The organism is Flaviaestuariibacter flavus, assembly GCF_004337505.1.
In the GTDB taxonomy this organism is placed as follows: domain Bacteria; phylum Bacteroidota; class Bacteroidia; order Chitinophagales; family Chitinophagaceae; genus Flavisolibacter; species Flavisolibacter flavus.
This window is the reverse complement of the sequence record NZ_SJZI01000042.1, coordinates 746,521-763,046: the sequence shown is the minus strand read 5'-3', so window position 1 is coordinate 763,046 and position 16,526 is coordinate 746,521. Positions and strand designations below refer to the sequence as shown.

General features: G+C 58.6%; 14 protein-coding genes. 2 read left to right on the top strand and 12 right to left on the bottom strand.

Annotated elements, in window-relative coordinates:
- Positions 1 to 51: 51 nt before the first annotated feature.
- Positions 52 to 981 carry a TIGR01777 family oxidoreductase gene (locus EPD60_RS11125; RefSeq protein WP_131449518.1) on the bottom strand — a complete coding sequence of 310 codons (930 nt, stop codon included), beginning with the start codon at positions 979 to 981 and terminating at the stop codon, positions 52 to 54.
- A 152-nt stretch (positions 982 to 1,133) separates the two neighbouring features.
- On the opposite strand from EPD60_RS11125, the gene EPD60_RS11120 reads away from it, so the two are divergent.
- Together EPD60_RS11120 and EPD60_RS11115 are read left to right on the top strand one after the other, a co-directional pair.
- Positions 1,134 to 2,612 (top strand): sensor histidine kinase, encoded by a 1,479-nt coding sequence (locus EPD60_RS11120; protein WP_131449517.1) that lies wholly within the window; start codon positions 1,134 to 1,136, stop codon positions 2,610 to 2,612.
- Positions 2,596 to 2,994, top strand: a complete 399-nt coding sequence (locus EPD60_RS11115) for a response regulator (RefSeq protein WP_131449516.1) — start codon at positions 2,596 to 2,598, stop codon at positions 2,992 to 2,994. The genes EPD60_RS11120 and EPD60_RS11115 overlap by 17 nt, the downstream gene beginning before the upstream one ends.
- Before the next feature lie 254 nt (positions 2,995 to 3,248).
- Here the strand turns inward: EPD60_RS11115 and EPD60_RS11110 are convergent, their stop codons facing one another.
- The 11 genes from EPD60_RS11110 to mraY all read right to left on the bottom strand — a co-directional run bounded on the left by EPD60_RS11110 (position 3,249) and on the right by mraY (position 16,526).
- A complete protein-coding gene (locus EPD60_RS11110) occupies positions 3,249 to 3,698 on the bottom strand; it encodes a hypothetical protein (protein ID WP_131449515.1) in 450 nt (149 codons plus the stop codon).
- 70 nt (positions 3,699 to 3,768) lie between these two features.
- Positions 3,769 to 4,347 carry a pentapeptide repeat-containing protein gene (locus EPD60_RS11105; RefSeq protein ID WP_131449514.1) on the bottom strand — a complete coding sequence of 193 codons (579 nt, stop codon included), beginning with the start codon at positions 4,345 to 4,347 and terminating at the stop codon, positions 3,769 to 3,771.
- A gap of 77 nt (positions 4,348 to 4,424) precedes the next feature.
- On the bottom strand, positions 4,425 to 5,036 hold the full coding sequence (locus EPD60_RS11100; protein WP_131449513.1) for a DUF1684 domain-containing protein: 612 nt from the start codon (positions 5,034 to 5,036) through the stop codon (positions 4,425 to 4,427).
- Between the two features lie 174 nt (positions 5,037 to 5,210).
- On the bottom strand, positions 5,211 to 7,091 hold the full coding sequence (gene ftsZ, locus EPD60_RS11095; RefSeq protein WP_131449512.1) for a cell division protein FtsZ: 1,881 nt from the start codon (positions 7,089 to 7,091) through the stop codon (positions 5,211 to 5,213).
- Positions 7,092 to 7,228: 137 nt separating this feature from the next.
- Entirely contained in the window at positions 7,229 to 8,599 is a 1,371-nt protein-coding gene (gene ftsA / locus EPD60_RS11090; protein ID WP_131449511.1) for a cell division protein FtsA, read from the bottom strand.
- Positions 8,600 to 8,698: 99 nt separating this feature from the next.
- Positions 8,699 to 9,895, bottom strand: a complete 1,197-nt coding sequence (locus tag EPD60_RS11085) for a cell division protein FtsQ/DivIB (protein WP_131449510.1) — start codon at positions 9,893 to 9,895, stop codon at positions 8,699 to 8,701.
- Positions 9,892 to 11,319, bottom strand: a complete 1,428-nt coding sequence (murC, locus tag EPD60_RS11080) for a UDP-N-acetylmuramate--L-alanine ligase (protein WP_243647814.1) — start codon at positions 11,317 to 11,319, stop codon at positions 9,892 to 9,894. Before murC ends, EPD60_RS11085 begins: the two co-directional genes overlap by 4 nt.
- An 8-nt stretch (positions 11,320 to 11,327) precedes the next feature.
- A complete protein-coding gene (gene murG / locus EPD60_RS11075; protein ID WP_131449509.1) occupies positions 11,328 to 12,422 on the bottom strand; it encodes an undecaprenyldiphospho-muramoylpentapeptide beta-N-acetylglucosaminyltransferase in 1,095 nt (364 codons plus the stop codon).
- The gene (locus EPD60_RS11070; protein WP_131449508.1) at positions 12,419 to 13,753 is read right to left on the bottom strand and encodes an FtsW/RodA/SpoVE family cell cycle protein; all 1,335 of its coding nucleotides are present in this window, start codon (positions 13,751 to 13,753) and stop codon (positions 12,419 to 12,421) included. The genes murG and EPD60_RS11070 overlap by 4 nt, the downstream gene beginning before the upstream one ends.
- Positions 13,753 to 15,093 carry a UDP-N-acetylmuramoyl-L-alanine--D-glutamate ligase gene (gene murD / locus EPD60_RS11065; RefSeq protein WP_131449507.1) on the bottom strand — a complete coding sequence of 447 codons (1,341 nt, stop codon included), beginning with the start codon at positions 15,091 to 15,093 and terminating at the stop codon, positions 13,753 to 13,755. Before murD ends, EPD60_RS11070 begins: the two co-directional genes overlap by 1 nt.
- A gap of 161 nt (positions 15,094 to 15,254) precedes the next feature.
- Positions 15,255 to 16,526: a phospho-N-acetylmuramoyl-pentapeptide-transferase gene (mraY, locus tag EPD60_RS11060; RefSeq protein ID WP_131449506.1), complete on the bottom strand. Its 1,272-nt coding sequence runs from the start codon at positions 16,524 to 16,526 to the stop codon at positions 15,255 to 15,257.

Sequence of the window (16,526 nt, the reverse complement as noted above, 5' to 3'; positions counted from 1 at the left end):
GCCCGCTTTGCGGGCTTTTTGTATTTATTGGCGAAGCGGCGGCCGGAGAGTCTACCGCCCCTCCAGGTTCCTCGCCGCGCTAGCTATATCCGGGTAAAGAAAATGAAAGCCCGTTTCCTGCAGCTTCCGGCTGCTCACCGTAGCGCTTTTGAGTACTTCCACGCTCATCTCGCCGAGGGCGGCCTTGAGCGCAAAAGCCGGCGCGGGCAGGGGCACTGCGAGCCCGCCTTTGGCCGCAGCGATGGCTTTCACCAGGGCGGCATTGGTTACTGGTGCCGGTGCCACCGCATTGTATACGCCCGAGAAGCGCGTATCCTCGATAGCGTTGATGAAAAAGCGGACGAGGTCGCCGATATGGATCCAGCTCACCACTTGCTTACCGCTACCCATGACGGGCGCCAGGCCGAAGCGCATTGGCTTGCGGAACTCGGCATAGGCGCCGCCGGCGCGCGACAGCATGATGCCGATGCGGGCGATGACGAGGCGCTTGCCGAGGCCCTCCACGGGGCGGATGGCACTCTCCCACTGCTGGCAGGTGCTGCCAAGGAAGGTGTCACTGGCGGCAGCGTCCGTCTCCATGAAAGGCCGCGGGTTGGGCACCTGCGGGTCGGGGCCATACCAGCCGATGGCCGATGCGCTGATGACTGTTTGTACCTTGTTGGGAAGATCGCGCAGGGCCTGCACGAGCAGGTTGCCGCTGTCTACGCGGCTGCGCACGATCTCCTGCTTGCGCTTTTCGGTCCAGCGGCCGTCGGCCACATTGGCGCCGGCCAGGTGCACCACGGCATCGGCTTCGGCCAACGCGTCGCGGTCGATGCTGCCTTTGAGCACATCCCATTGGGCGAAGCGCAGCCGCGCGTTAATGGAGCGCTCCCCGCCGCCACGGGTAAGCACGATAACGGAATGCCCCGCGTCGAGGAGGGCCCGGGAAAGCGCGCTGCCGATGGTGCCGGTGCCACCGGTGATGAGGATCGTTGCCATAGCTTATTAAACAACAAAGGTCGGGCATTGTTGGCGGAAGCGTGCCTGCGGGCAGCAGTACCGCCTTTCCCCTTTTAATCGTATTCTAACAGGCAATCCGCCCCGCCGGCGGCCATGCGGCGGAACTTTGCAGCTACCCTTTTCGCCACTACATGAAGATTGCCCAGCTGATATTTTTCGGCTTCCTGTTCATATTGCTCCTGTTTTCCCTCACTACCTGGATGAACTACCGGCAGACGGAGCGGGTGAAGGAGAACACGGAGTTCTTCCAGCGCTCTACGACCATGGTGCGGCAGAGCAACCGCTTCTCGCGCAATATCCTCAACATCATCAGCAGCATGCGCGCCTACTTTCTAACCGGGGAGCGCAGCTTCATTGAAACCTTCGACACCACCGCACAGGAAAACAATGCCATCATCCGCGAGCTGACCAGCATCGCCGACAAAACACAGCTTCCCGCGCTCAACCGCATCGATGCACTCAACCGGCGCTGGAGCGCGGAGTTCGGCAACATCCTCCACACCGCGCGGCAGAATGCGGCCACCGGTGGCGACAAAGCCCTGCTGGTGCTGTACCGCAGCCAGTTTCCCGCCGTTGTGAAAGGCAACGTTGCCGAAGACCTGCAGGATGATATCCGAAACTTTATCAACAACGAATACCGGCGGCGCGAGGAAAGCCGGCTGCAACTCGCGGCCAGTATCGCGTCTACACGACGCCTTTCTTTTACACTTACGCTTGTATCGATCGTCATCGGGCTGCTGATCGCCGGCTCGGTTACCCGCATCATCGCCACGCGCCTGCAACGCATGGTGCGGATGGCCGACACGATTGCCGCCGGCAACTACAAGGCCCAGGTGGAGCCCGGCCGCGACGAGCTCGGGCACCTGGCGGTTTCGCTCAACCACATGGCCCGCACCCTCGACACCAACATCTCGGAACTCAAACGCAAGAACGCTGAGCTCGACCAGTTTGCACACATCGTGTCGCACGACCTCAAGTCGCCCCTCCGCGGCATCGGCAATGTGGTGTCGTGGATCGAGGAAGACCACGAGTCGGAGCTTTCGCCCAAGGTGAAAGAGTACCTCAACCTGATCAAGGGGCGCCTGGAGCGCGGCGAGAGCCTCATTGGCGGCATACTTTCCTATGCGCGCGTGGGCCGCGAGGAAGAGGCCCCGGAAGCGGTTCACGTGGGCGAGCTGCTGCACGAGATCATCGGCAACCAGGACCTCAGAAGCGGTGCGCACGTCGAGCTGTCGCCGGCCCTGCCGCTGCTGTACACGGAGCGCCTGCCCCTGTTCCAGGTGTTCTCCAACCTCGTGGGCAACGCCATCAAGTACAACGACAAAATCCAACCGCGCATCCTGGTATACCACAACGAATACGCGGAGCATTATGAATTCTTCGTGCAGGACAACGGGCCCGGCATTGCGCCGGCCTACCACCGTAAGGTCTTCGGCATCTTCCAGACACTCGGCGAGCGCAAAGGCGTTGAAAGCACCGGAGTGGGGCTCGCGATCGTAAAAAAGATCCTGGAGGCACGCGGCGAACAGATCCGGCTCGACTCCGAAACCGGGCAGGGCAGCGTATTCTCATTCACCTGGAAAAAGAAAACTCATGGAAAAAGTAATTAACATACTGCTGGTAGAAGACGACGAACTCGACGTGATCGATATCCGGCGCACGCTGGACAAGATGAATATCGTGTATCACCTCGAACACGCCCGCAACGGCGAAGACGCCCTGCGGTTGCTCGAGGGCAGCGTGCCCGACGTGGCGCTGGTTGACATCAACATGCCCAAGATGAACGGCATCGAGTTCCTGCAGTCCGTACGCAGCCATCCCGAATGGAAAGGGCTGAAATGCTTTATCATCACCACCTCCGACGAAAAGGTAGACCGCGTGGCCGCCTCCGAGCTGGGTGTTTCCGGCTATATCGTGAAGCCGCTGAAGATCAACAACCCATCGTCGATGGACGCATTTAATCTGATGATTGATTTGATGAATATGCGCTGACCTCACGGCACACCTCCAAGACCTCACCCCCGCCCCCTCTCCGGGACGGAGAGGGGTGACTCTCGGGTAGAGTTACTATTGTTTTCAAACAGTCTCTTGTTTGATGCTAATAAAGTAAAGAGCGGATGCCTTCAGCATCCGCTCTTTTTTTGATGTTCAAACAAAGTAAGAGTTCAAACCGTAATGAATGTCCAACAGAGTCACCCCTCACCCCCGGGAGAGGGGCCGGGGGTGAGGTCTGGGCCGGGGTGAGGTCACCGGGTATAATGATACGTCACCCCATCCGCCGCATATTGCAACAGGTAAAGCGTATCGTTGCGGATGCCCGACGGCACCAGCTGCACTGCGTCGTTGGGGGTACTCAGCACATAACCACTGCCGAATTGCGTTGCGGGCGCCCAGGTGATGGGCGCATCCACAAACACGCCCAGCGAGTCGTTACCCATGACCAGGTGATCTTCGGAAAGGATGATGTAAGGATTGTGCGTCACAGGATGGGTCACCTGCGGACCGCCAAAGCCACCGGTGATGCGGCGAAGCCGCCAGCGTCCTTTGATCTGCTCCTGCACGGTTTTTACCGACAGGCTGTCAAAGTCCACAGACAAGGCGGCTGTCTTTTCCAGGGTACTTCCGGCATGTTGATTCTTTGAGCAGGAATAAAACACCAGTATGAGGAAAGCAACGGTGATTTTCAGAAGGCGCATAGTATTCGGTTTGGGCTACTGACAAGCGCGTAGCCCGGACCGTTGCACACGGAGAAAAATTTTTTGTCGCCTATGCTTCGATCCGGATGCCGAGGTGCCGCAGCAGTCCTTCGAGGCCGGCCTGCGAAAAAAGCGCACCCTTCAGCTTTACGCTGGCCGGATCGATGCTGAAATCCAGGGCACTGCGGAAGTCGGCCTTTTCCAGGTTGGCTCCTTCAAAGCGGGTGCCGCTCAGCACACTCCCGTCGAAGCGGGCGCCGGCAAGATCGGCACGGGAGAGATCAGCCTCGCGGAGGCTGCAATTCCAAAATGCCTGCTTTTTCAGGCGCATCCCGGTGAACAAGCAATAGTCGAGCACACACGCGCGGAAGGAGGCCTCGAACAGCATTGCCTCGCACTCATTGAAGTGCAGCCCCAGCAGCTTACAGCCCGTGAACTCCACATCCTGGAAAGCGGTCTTTCGCAGCGAAGCGTTGCTGATATTGCAATTCACAAACACGCAGTCGGAAAAACGGGCGCCGGAAAGGTCGGCGCGCTCGAGGTTACAGCCTTCGAAGCGGCAGCCCTCGTAGGTAGCCTTCCGGAATCCCCGCTCCGCAAAATCGACCTGGCGATATATTTCGTCTTCGATATACCCGCTGTTGCCCATGCGGCAAAACTAGCGCGTACACATAAAAAATCCGCTGCCAGGCAACGGATCAGCAAGTGAAAAGCCGGAAGCATTTCTCAGTGCACGGGTTTCGTGTATTTCATCTCCCCGGCCCTGATGGCAACAGCCAGCGCATTCTCTTTGGGCGGTATCGGGCAGCTGTAGCCTTCGCTGTAGCAGCAATAGGGGTTGTAGGCTTTGTTGAAATCGATCTCGATGCGGTTGTTCGTGATATCCGGGATCGACACATCGATGTAGCGGCCTCCGTCATAGGTCTCGTCGCCGGTGGTGCGATCTGTAAAAGGAATGAACAGGTAACTCTTGTATTGTTCATTTTTCATCAGGCTCTTCGACTGGTATACCGTCAGCTCACAGGGCACCCCGTTGATGGTAAAACGGATTTTTCCATAACGGAAGTACGGCTGAAAGGTTTGCTGCGAGGTAGGCATTTTGAAGCCGGCCTTGTCATCGATCGGCTCAAAAGTGGCTACTACACGGTAGGCGCTGTCGGGCGCGAAAAAGTGCAGGTGCTTCCGGTCGGCGCCCTTCACCACTTCATGCGTGGTTATATAATTGCGCACGTAATCGTTGATCGACTGAACATAGGCGCTGTTGCCTTTCTGGCTGAAAGCGGTAGCCGTAAACAAGCAAAGGAGCAGCGTCAGCGTACCCGACAGGAACTTCATCATCGTAATAAGATTGGCTGGCAAAACTAGCACATAAAAACGGAGCGCTCCTTCCCGCGCCGGATGCACAAAAAAACCCCGCTGCAGAAACAGCGGGGTTAACAACTAAAAACAGGAGCCCAATCAGTGGCTTGTTTTCGAACGGCGGCCCGGCCGGGCAAGGCCGGGGCACGTCGCTTAGTCCGGCTTTTTGCCGTCCAAGAAGGTATTGATCGTTGAAATGTGCGCGCCGTTGTTGCCATCGGGCTGCACGGTGTAATTGCTGTAGAAATTCTCCACGGTGCTCTGGTTGTTCTGGAGCTCCATATTGCGTCGGATGTAGGCCGGTACCGATTCAAACTCGTTGTTGGGATCCGCCGAATGCAGGTTAAAAGACAGATTACGTAATTTCTGTAACCTTTCGGCAGCCCTGCGTTTTTCTTCGCCGGCCGCGTCCTGCACTGCAGGGTCATCTACCGGTTTGTTTGGCATGTGAGCTTGTTGCGATACGGCCTCATCCGCCGCTTTTTGATCGTTACGGATCACCAAATGCATCTGGAAGGTTTCCTCTTCTTCGTTCGATGCAGCAGGTCCCGGAACGGGCTTTCCTGCAGAAGTCGGTGTAGAAACATCCGGCTTGGATTCTGCGTAGATATTGGACGGTCTGGCCAGATAACCTCCCGCCGCTGCAGACGACGGGATTCCGTTTGTGGCGGCGGGCTGGCTTCCCGCGGCGCCGATAATATTCTGGCGAAGCTGCTCAAACTTGTCGTCGAGCTGCTTTTTTTGTGCTTCAAGCTCGAGGCGCTCGCGCTCACGCTCCGCCTCCTCGTCTTTCAGCTTCAGCTGCAGCACGAGGGGCGCATCGGTGTCTTCCACCGCGGGTACGTCGGCTTCAAAAAACACGAGCTCGGGTTGCGCAAACACAGCCGGCTCCGGTGTAAAATTTTCATCCACCAGCTGCGGTGCGAGCGGATCCATGGCCACTACGGGCGCCGGTGCTTCGGCCTTCGGCGCGGCAGGCTGCTCACCGAGCGTCATCACGATTTTCTCTTCACGCGGAGCTTCAACAGGCGTGGCCTGCGCCGTCGTCGTACGTGCCGTAAAGGGATCCTTGTGCTCAAAGCCGGTGGCAATGAGGGTAATGCCCAGCTTGGCGCCGAGGGTGTTGTCGTAACCAAGACCGAGGATCACATCGGTGTGCTCGCCGGCCTGCGACAGCAGGTAGTTCTGGATGATATCCACTTCGTCCATCGTGAACTCGTGCTCACCTTCCGAGGAGTTGATGTTGATGAGGATCCACTTGGCGCCACGGATATCGTTGTCGTTGAGCAGCGGCGAGTTGAGGGCTTCCTCGATGGCGCGCTGCGCGCGGCCTTCGCCGTCGCAGGCAGCGTTACCCAGGATGGCCACACCGCCATTGCGCATCACGGTGCACACATCGGCAAAGTCGACGTTGATCTGGCCGGTGCTGTTGATCACGTCGGTGATGCACTTGGCAGCGGTAGCCAGCACGTTGTCGGCCTTTGCAAAGGCTTCGCGCATCTTGAGGTTACCAAACTGGTGACGCAGCTTGTCGTTGGAAATAACGAGCAGCGTGTCTACGTAGTTTTTCAGGTTCTTGATGCCCTCCTCGGCCTGGATCTGGCGCTTACGGCCTTCGTAGGCGAAGGGCGTGGTAACGATGCCCACGGTGAGGATGCCGAGGTCTTTGCACACCTTGGCGATGATGGGTGCGCCACCGGTGCCGGTGCCACCGCCCATGCCGGCGGTAACGAAGGCCATCTTGGTATTTACTTCAAGAGTGGCTTTGAGCTCTTCGAGGCTTTCCTCGGTTGCCTGGCGGCCGATCTCGGGGTTGGCGCCGGCGCCGAGGCCCTGCGTCAGGTGCGGCCCGAGCTGCACCTTGTTGGGCACGGGGCTCGTGGCGATGGACTGCGCGTCGGTGTTGGCGATGATGAAGTTCACACCTTCGATGTTCTGGCTGAACATGTGATTAACGGCATTGGAGCCGCCGCCACCGATGCCGATGACTTTTATGATGGAGGATTTCTCCTTGGGCAGATCAAAGTGGATCATTGCTTGAATATTTTGAGTCCGCTTGCGCGGGTAGAGAATTTAATGGTGGACGAGAGACGAGATGCGTCATCCTTCGACTCCGCTGCGCTCCGCTCAGGATGACAGCATTGTCAGGCTGAGCGAAGCCGAAGCCGGGATTAAAACTGGTGATCTTCCTCTTCCTTGAAGATGTCGATCAGGCTGTTGCGGAACTTATCCCAGAAATTGGGCATGTTGCGGCGGCGTACCGGCGAAGCAAGCGGCGCTTCTTCCTCGGTGCTCACGGCAACGGGCTCTTCTTCCTGGCGCAGGTTCTGCGGCACTTCCACGCGGCGGTAGCTGTGCTCAAACTGCTTGCGGTTGTGCTCGTAGTCGTCGTAGCCTTTCAGGATGAGTCCCAGGCAGGTCGAGTAGGTGGGCTTGGCCAGCTCCTCGATGTGTCCTGCAGAGAGGTGCTCCGTCGGCAGGCCGATGCGTGCATTCAGGCCCGTTACATATTCCGTCAGCTGGATCAGGTGCTTCAGCTGCGAGCCGCCACCGGTGAGGATGATACCGCCGTTGAGCGTCTTGTTGTCCAGTCCTACCTGCTTCAGGTGGTAGGTCACGAAGTCGAGGATCTCGCTCATGCGGGCCTGGATGATATTGGCCAGGTTCTTCACCGAGATCTCTTTCGACGGCATGCCGCGGAGGCCGGGGATCGTGATATAGGCATTCGTCTTGGCCTCGTTGGCGAGCGCCGAGCCAAACTGCACCTTCATCTGCTCGGCCTGCGTCTTCAGTACGCCGAGACCGGTCTTGATGTCGTTGGTGATGTTCTCACCGGCGAAGGGGATCACCGCGGTGTGCTTGAGGATGCCTTCGTAGAACACGGCCAGGTCGGTGGTACCGCCGCCGATATCCACGATCGCAACGCCGGCCTCCATGTCTTCCTGCGCCATAACGGCGGCCGAAGAAGCGAGGGGCTGGAGCACGAGGTCCTTGGTGATGAGACCACTCTTTTCCACCGAGCGGTTGATGTTGCGGATGGCATTCTTGTCGCCGGTGATGATGTGGAAGTTGGCGCCCACTTTCACCCCGCTGTAGCCGATCGGGTCGGGAATGTTCTGGAAATTATCCACGGTGAACTCCTGCGGGATCACGTCGATGATCTGGTCGCCGGCCGGGATATAGGTTTTGTACTGGTCCGAGATGAGCTGGTCGATTTCCTTCTGCGAGATCTCATCGTCGGTGTCGTGCCGAACGATGTCGCCGCGCGTCTGGAGGCTCTTGATGTGGTGACCCGCAATGCCTACGTAAACTTCATTCACTTCCAGGTTGGGGTTGGAAGCGTAACAGTTTTCGAGTGCCTGGCGGATCGCCTTGATCGTCTCGTCGATGTTCAGCACCTGCCCGTGCTTTACACCATTGGAGTTGGAGCGGCCAAAGCCCAGGATCTCCAGCTTGCCGAACTCGTTCTTACGTCCGGCAATGACCGCGATCTTGGTAGTGCCGATGTCCAGCCCCACGATGATTGGTTGCTCGTTGTTCATGTTATCGTTGTTTTTAGTTGTTGTTTTTGGGTGACGCACCGGGTGCGTCTTTATCGTTTTTGGGTTAAGGGTGTTATCGGTTGTTCTTTTACGTGTTGCTTAATACTCGTTCCGCGTCGCTCTTTTGGGCTTCGGCTTTGGCTTTGGCGGAGCCGGCTGCGCTTGCTGCGGTTTTGGCTTCGGCGCTACGGCTTTGGGCTTTGGCTTCGGCACCATTGCAGTCACCCTGGGCTTTGCAGGAGCCGGGGTGCGTACTACCGGTGCCGCAATTGCGGAACGCGCAGCGCGCCGGGCGGTGTCGGGCTTCGGCAGCGTCACCGGCGCCGCCGAAGGCATCAGCGGCTCAATGACGTTGGCGATGGAATCGAGCGGCAGCGAGCGGCGCACATGCTGGGTGTCGGCAGAAGCCGACAGCTGCTCTACGGCCATCAGGCTGTCATGCAGCAGCTGCGCCTGCGAGCGTGCCAGCAGGTCGGCGATGTTGCGCTGCAGTTGCAGCGAGTCAATGGCCGATACCGGGCCGCGGCGTACACCCACGACTTGCCCGTCGTATTGTACGTCCACCACGGCATAGCGGTCGAAGCCGGTCTTGGCCAGCACCTTCTTATAAAAGGTGAAGAGGCGGGCCAGCTTCGCATCGAGGTCTTCGGCATCGCCGAAGCGGATCACGTGGTTGCCCACCACCGGCACGGCTTCGTATACACCGGACGGTGTAATGTCCAGCTGGGCAATCTGTTCTTTCCAGAAAGCATCGCCGGCAATGCGGTTGGCAAAAAGTTTTACGTCGGCAGCATGCAGGCTGTCCTGGTGGTTGAAATGCGCCGAGCCGGGATAGTTGCTCACCACCAGCACGCGTGCACTCTCCTTCTCGAGCAGCGGCATGCGCTGGCCCGACGAGTCGATATAGAAAGAAGCGCCGGCGGTGGTGAAGATGCGGGCCACGGGCTCACGCTCGGTCACCTGCACATGCAGCACGTCGCGGCTGTCGATCCAGAGCTCGGCGTCGCGGATCCATACACCCCGCTCGAGCGCACGCTCCAGGCGGGCCAGGTCGATGCCGTCGAGCGGACGGCCCACCAGCGCGGTCTTGGCGGCAACGGTAAGTTGCAGCAGGATATCGCTCTTGTCGATAAAGAACTGCTCGCCGTCACCGTGAATGTTGATGCGTACCTCACGGACAACATGCCCCGCGTCGCGGCGGTTGGCCGCCACCAGCAGGGTCACCAGTCCCGCTCCGGACAGGATCCAGAAACAGGCGGTGAGCACTTTCCGTATGATGCGCTTTTTATTCATCACGCTTTTTCAAAAATTTCTTTCAGCCGGGACACAAGCAGGTCGATATCGCCCGCTCCCGCGGTGATAATGACTTCGCCGAACTCCTTGTTCAATTCTTTGGAATGGTTTTCCGCCCACATCATCAACTCCTCCTTGCTCAGCAGCTGCTTGTCTTCCCTGTCGATCTCATTCAGGATCAGCGCACTGCTGACGCCTTCGATGGGAAGCTCGCGGGCCGGATAAATGGGCAGCAAAAGTATGCGATCGGCCACAGACAAACTAGAAGCAAATCCGTGAAACAGGTCTTTTGTTCGACTAAAAAGGTGCGGCTGAAAAATGACCGTGATAATACGGCCCGGGAAGAGGCTGCGCGCGCTCTTCAGCAAGGCCTTCAGCTCTTCGGGATGATGCGCATAGTCGTCGATGAGAACGGGCTGCACATAGGCACCCGGCTCCTGCGCTGCCGGCGGGATAATATATTCGAAGCGACGGCGAACGCCCTTGAAGGAAGCCACGGCATTGCTGATGCGGTCGCCGGGCTCGTCGAGCGAATGAACCGCGGCGATGGCGGCGATGGCGTTCTCCACGTTGTGCATCCCGCCGATATTGAGGCGCACATTATATAAGGTCGTATCCGGCAGGTGCACGTCGAAGGTGTAGCCGCCGTTCTCGATGCGGATGTTGGCGCCGTACACGTCGGCGGCCTCGTTCTGCAGGCTGTAGCTCCAGGTGCGGTCGGCCCGGATCTCTTTGGCACGCTTGAGCCCGAACTTGTAGATCAGCAGGCCTCCCGGCTTGATCTTGTTGCCGAAGGTGACGAAGGCGTCTTCCATCGTTTTCGCATCCCCGTAAATGTCGAGGTGGTCGGGATCCATCGAGGTGATGATGGCTACGTCGGGACTCAGCTTCCAGAAAGAGCGGTCGTATTCGTCGGCCTCCACTACGTATACGTCGTTGAAGGAAGCCCAGAAGTTGGTGTTGTAGTTGACGGAAATGCCGCCCAGGAAGGCATTGGTGCCGTGCCCGGTGTTGCGCAGGATGTGGGCCACCATCGTGGAGGTAGTGGTCTTGCCGTGCGTGCCGGCTACGCAGATATTGAAGGCCTCCGCGGTGATGCTGCCCAGCACGTCGCTGCGCTTGAGCACGGGGAAGTTGTGTTGCTGGTACCAAAGCAGCTCGGCATGCTCCTTCGGAACGGCCGGCGTATAAACCACGATCTCGGCTTCCTTGTCGATGAGCGACAGGTCCTCGCTGTAGTGCACCGCGATCCCTTCGCTCACCAGCTGGCGCGTCAGGTCGCTCTCGGTCTTGTCGTAGCCGCTCACGCGTACGCCGCGCCCCTTGAAGTAGCGGGCGAGCGCGCTCATGCCGATGCCGCCGATGCCGATAAAGTATACGGACTTCGCAGCCCGTACCGGTGGTACGTCGATGGGTTCGTTCATCATGGTGGTTCTTACGCGATCTGTTTTAAAATGGCCTGTGCTATGGTGCGGTCGGCGTCGGTCACCCCGAGCCTCCCGATGTTCGTCTTCAGTAATTCCTGCCCGTTCCCGTCGCCGGCCAGTGCCAGCAGCTCCGGAACGATCTTCTCTTTCACCTCACTGTCTTTAACCAGCAGCGCCGCGTTCTGGTGTACTAGGTGCTGCGCGTTGGCCGTCTGGTGGTCTTCGGCCGCATGGGGGTAGGGCACAAACACGGTGGGTTTGGCCACCGCGCAGAGCTCGGCCACCGCCATGGCGCCGGCGCGGCTCACCACGATATCCGCGGCGGCATAGGCCTGCTCCATCTGCGAGATGAACTCCCCTACCCACACGCCCGGCTTGCCGTCGGCCGCCTGCTTCCAGCGCTGGGCGTCGGCCTTGCCCGTTTGCCAGATGAGCTGGATGCCGGCGCGCACGAGCTCGTCGAGCCTTCCGGCCAGCGCTTCGTTGATGGAGCGGGCTCCGAGCGAGCCGCCCACGGCAAGCACGGTGCACCGTCCTTCCTGCAGCCCGAAGAAGCGGAGCGCGTCGCGCTTTGGCAACTGCGCCGCCTTCAGGATGCCGGGGCGGATGGGATTACCCACCACCCGGATCTTTTCGGCCGGGAAGAACTTTTCCATCCCCGTAGCCGCCACGAACACCGCCGTTGCCTTGCGGCCCAGCAGGATGTTCGACTTGCCCGCAAAGGAATTGCTCTCGTGCAGGAAGGTGGGGATGCCACGTGCCTGTGCCAGGCGCAGCACCGGGAACGACGAGTAGCCGCCCACGCCGATCACGGCGTCGGGGGCAAAGCCATTCATAATGGAGCGCACCTGGAAGAAGCTCTTAATGAGCTTGAAGGGCAGCGCAAAATTTTTAATCAAAGAACTCCGGTTGAAGCCCGCAATGTCCAGCCCCTTGATGGGATAGCCGGCCTGCGGAACTTTTTCCATCTCCATTTTGCCGCGGGCGCCCACAAACAGTATTTCTACCGTAGGGTCCAGCTGCTTCAGCGCGCCGGCGATGGCCAGGGCCGGAAAGATGTGCCCGCCCGTGCCGCCGCCTGCTATGATGATCCGCTTGCTCATACCGTCACGCCCTCCTCTTCTTCAATTACTTCCCCTTCTTCATCGCCCTCGGCTTCTGCCTGGCGCGCACGTTCCTCTTTGAGACGCTCCTTGCCTTCGCTCTGCTCCACGTTGCGCGCCACGCTCAGGATGATACCGATGGCGAGACAGGTAAAGAGAAAGCTCGAGCCGCCCATCGAAACGAGCGGCAGCGTTACACCCGTTACGGGAAACAGGTTCACGTTCACCGCCATATTGGCCATAGCCTGCAGCACCAGCGTAAACGAAAGCCCAAGGGCCAGGAAGGCGCCAAAGGCATAAGGGCAGCGCTTGTACAGGCGGATGCAGCGGTACAGCAGCGCCAGGTACAGGAATATGATAAAGGCACCGCCAAAGAGCCCGTACTCTTCGATGATGATGGAATAGATAAAGTCGTTGTAGGCCTGCGGCAGGAAGTTGCGCTGCTCGCTGTTGCCGGGGCCGAGGCCGAGCATGCCGCCCTTGGCGATGGCGATCTTGGCCTGGTCGCTCTGGTAGGAGTTATCGCTGAGTGCTTCCTTGCCGCCATACATGAAGTTCTCCACGCGGCTGACCCAGGTGTCTACCCGCGCGGTGAGGCGCGAGCCTTTCTCTTTCTTCGGCTGGATGGCTTCGTCTTCGTCTCCGCCCGACTTATGCTTGATAACGGCGGCGGAGATGAGGACCATTACCGGGATGGCAGCCACACCCACTACAAGCGCCAGGTGCTTTGCCGAAACCCGGCCGATGAAAAGCAGCATCATGCAGGAAGCACCCAGCAGCAAAGCGGTCGACAGGTTGGCCGGTGCAATAAGCGCGCAGGTAACGGCCACCGGCATGATCACGGGCAGGAAGCCTTTTTTAAAATCTTTGATGTTTTGTTGTTTCCGGCTCAGCGTGCGTGCGAGATACATGAACAGGGCCAGACGCGCCAGGTCGGAGGTCTGCATCGTCATATTGATGATGGGCAGGCGGATCCAGCGGCTCCCCTCGTTGAGGCTCACCCCGAAGAAGAGCGTATAGAGCAGCAGGGGGATCGACAGGAGGAAAAGCACCTTGGCCACGCGCGAATACAGCGTATAATTCACGCGGTGGGCGAAGTAGATCACGCAGAACCCAAGGCCGATGAACACCACCTGCTTGAACAGGTATACTTCGGTGTTGCCTTTATAGTTCTTGTAAGCGAGCGATCCGGTGGCACTGTACACCACTAGCAGCGACACAAGCACCAGCAGGCCCACGAGGGCCCAGATGACCTTGTCGCCGCGGGTCTTCCGGAGCACGTTCGCATTCTTGGCGAGCTCGGCAAACGATATGTCGGCAGCTTGGGGCATTACAGGTTCTTAACGGCTTGCTTGAACTGCAGTCCGCGGTCTTCGTAGTTTTTGAAAAGATCGAAGGAAGCGCAGGCGGGGCTCAGCAGCACCGCGTCGCCGGGAACGGATAGCTCGTAGGCGGCCTGCACGGCGGCTTCGGCTGAAGCCGTTTCCACTACCGGCACCTTTCCTTCAAACGCAGCGCGGATCTTGCTATTGTCCGTACCCATGCACACGATGGCTTTCACCTTTTCGGTAACCAGCTCCTCGATGAGGCCGTAGTCGTTGCCTTTATCCACACCGCCCAGGATAAGCACCGTGGGCTTGGTCATGCTTTCCAGGGCATACCAGGTGGAGTTGACGTTGGTAGCCTTGGAGTCGTTGATAAACTCCACGCCCCGCACCGTTGCCACGGGCTCCATGCGGTGCTCGAGGCTCTGGAAGGTCTGCACCGCCTCGCGGATCTTGCTCTTGCGGATCTCCATCGTCGCACCCGCCACGCATGCTGCCATAGTGTTGAATTGATTGTGTTTCCCTTTCAGGGCGAAGTCGTAAATGCTCATCTGCTGCTGCTCGGCGCCCGGTACGTTCACGTTCAGCTCGTTATCCTGGATGTAGGCACCCGGCTCTTCTTTTCGCTTCATGCTCATGGGAATTTTTTTTACGCTGTTTGAAATATGATTAAGGCCGGACACGATCACCTCGTCGTCGGCGTTATAAATAAAGTAGTCGCCGGCCGTGCTGTTCATCGCGATGCGGAACTTGCTGCGGGCGTAGTTCTCGAACTTGTAGTCGTAGCGATCCAGGTGATCCTCGGTGATGTTGAGCAACAGGGCCACATCGGCACGGAACGCCTGGATATCATCAAGCTGGAAGCTGGAGATCTCCGCCACGTACAGCGGCTTCGGATCTTCCGCCACCTGCTTCGCAAAGGAGTATCCGATATTACCCACCAGCGCGCAGTCGAGGCCGCCCACTTTGCAGATATGGTAGATCAGGGCAGTCGTGGTGCTCTTTCCGTTGGAGCCCGTGATGGCGATGATCTTGCTGTCGCCTTTGTAGCGGTAGGCCAGCTCGATCTCGGAGATCACGGGAATACCCTTCGCGCGGATCCGCTTCACCAGCTCGTTCTTCTCCGGGATACCCGGGCTCTTCACCACTTCGTCAGCCGTCAGCACCAAACCTTCCACGTCGGTCGTCCTCTCAGCGAAAGGAATACCGGCTGCCTCAAGCTCACTTTTATAGATCGGCTTCAGCGCGCCCTCGTCAAACAGGAACACGTCGTAGCCGCGCTGGCGGGCCAGCAATGCTGCCCCCACCCCGCTTTCACCGCCGCCCAGTATGACAAGTCGCTTCATATAATTGGTTAAATGGCCTATTGGTTAATTGGTAACCGGCTCTTCGTTCTCTTGTTCTCTCTTTCTTTCAAATCCGACATCCGACATCGGACATCAGACATATAAATTGGTGTTTTCCATCCGGTCTGTTCACAGTACGGAGGTTTTTCAATCGGTTCTCTTTAGCGAAGCTTCAGGGTTACGATCGAGAGCACCACGCAAAGCAGCGTGACGATCCAGAAGCGCGTAACGATCTTGACTTCGTGGTATCCTTTCTTTTGATAGTGATGGTGCAGCGGGCTCATGAGGAAGATCCGCCGGCCTTCACCGTATTTCTTTTTCGTGTATTTGAAATAGCCCACCTGCAGCATCACGCTCAGGTTCTCCACGAGGAACACGCCGCAGAATATCGGGATGAGCAGCTCCTTGTGGACGATGATGGCCAGGGCCGCGATGAGTCCGCCCAGGGTGAGCGAGCCGGTATCGCCCATAAATACCTGCGCCGGGAAGGAGTTGTACCACAGGAAGCCTACGCAGGCTCCGATCATGGCGCCGATGAAGATGGCCAGCTCACCCAGGTTCGGGATGAACATGATGTTGAGGTAATCGGCCACCAGCAGCGAGCTGGATGCATAGGCGAAAATGCCCAGAGCCACCGAGATGATGGCGGAAGTGCCGGCCGCAAGACCGTCGAGGCCATCGGTGAGGTTGGCGCCGTTCGACACCGCTGTCACGATCACGATCACGATCAGGATATACAGGATCCAGGCATGCTGCCGCAGGCTTTGCGGGAGCAGGCGGCCGTAATTGAATTCATGTCCTTTAACAAAAGGAATGGTAGTCACCACTTCCTTGGCATCCACGTAGGTGCGTGTTTTACCGTTGATCTGCGTCACGTGGGCGCCGGCGGGCGGGTTGGCGCCCTCGTACTCGCGCCAGGTCTTTACGCTGCTGTTGAACCAAAGCGTGGCACCCACGGTGATGCCGAGGGCCACCTGGCCAAACACCTTGAACCAGCCGGCGAGGCCATCCTTGTCGCTCTTCTTGTAGGCTGCACCCTGCGCCTGCGCCAGCTTCTTGGCGCGCAGCTTCAGGTAGTCGTCGATAAAGCCGATAACGCCCAGCCAGATCGTGCTGAAGATCATCAGGCGCAAGTACACCTTGGTGAGATTCGCCAGGAGCAGGGTTGGGATAAGAATGGCCAGGATGATGATAAGGCCACCCATCGTTGGCGTGCCCTTCTTCAGGTTCTCGCCGGCAAGCCCGAGCTCGCGCACACTCTCACCGATCTGCTTTTTTTGCAGGTAGCGGATAAGGCGCTTGCCGTAGACCGTTGAGATCAACAGCGACAACAGCACGGCCAGCAGCACCCGCGTGGTGATACCGGCAAACGCGCCGCTGCCCGGGATATGTGTCCCGTTCGACTCAAGCCATTGTATGAGGTGATAGAGCAT

Excerpts from the sequence above, each read along its gene's own strand:
- EPD60_RS11125 (WP_131449518.1), bottom strand. The coding sequence starts at position 981 with ATGGCAACGATCCTCATCACCGGTGGCACCGGCACCATCGGCAGCGCG.
- EPD60_RS11120 (WP_131449517.1), top strand. The coding sequence starts at position 1,134 with ATGAAGATTGCCCAGCTGATATTTTTCGGCTTCCTGTTCATATTGCTC.
- EPD60_RS11115 (WP_131449516.1), top strand. The coding sequence starts at position 2,596 with ATGGAAAAAGTAATTAACATACTGCTGGTAGAAGACGACGAACTCGAC.
- EPD60_RS11110 (WP_131449515.1), bottom strand. The coding sequence starts at position 3,698 with ATGCGCCTTCTGAAAATCACCGTTGCTTTCCTCATACTGGTGTTTTAT.
- EPD60_RS11105 (WP_131449514.1), bottom strand. The coding sequence starts at position 4,347 with ATGGGCAACAGCGGGTATATCGAAGACGAAATATATCGCCAGGTCGAT.
- EPD60_RS11100 (WP_131449513.1), bottom strand. The coding sequence starts at position 5,036 with ATGATGAAGTTCCTGTCGGGTACGCTGACGCTGCTCCTTTGCTTGTTT.
- ftsZ (WP_131449512.1), bottom strand. The coding sequence starts at position 7,091 with ATGATCCACTTTGATCTGCCCAAGGAGAAATCCTCCATCATAAAAGTC.
- ftsA (WP_131449511.1), bottom strand. The coding sequence starts at position 8,599 with ATGAACAACGAGCAACCAATCATCGTGGGGCTGGACATCGGCACTACC.
- murC (WP_243647814.1), bottom strand. The coding sequence starts at position 11,319 with ATGATGAACGAACCCATCGACGTACCACCGGTACGGGCTGCGAAGTCC.
- murG (WP_131449509.1), bottom strand. The coding sequence starts at position 12,422 with ATGAGCAAGCGGATCATCATAGCAGGCGGCGGCACGGGCGGGCACATC.
- EPD60_RS11070 (WP_131449508.1), bottom strand. The coding sequence starts at position 13,753 with ATGCCCCAAGCTGCCGACATATCGTTTGCCGAGCTCGCCAAGAATGCG.
- murD (WP_131449507.1), bottom strand. The coding sequence starts at position 15,093 with ATGAAGCGACTTGTCATACTGGGCGGCGGTGAAAGCGGGGTGGGGGCA.
- mraY (WP_131449506.1), bottom strand. The coding sequence starts at position 16,526 with ATGCTCTATCACCTCATACAATGGCTTGAGTCGAACGGGACACATATC.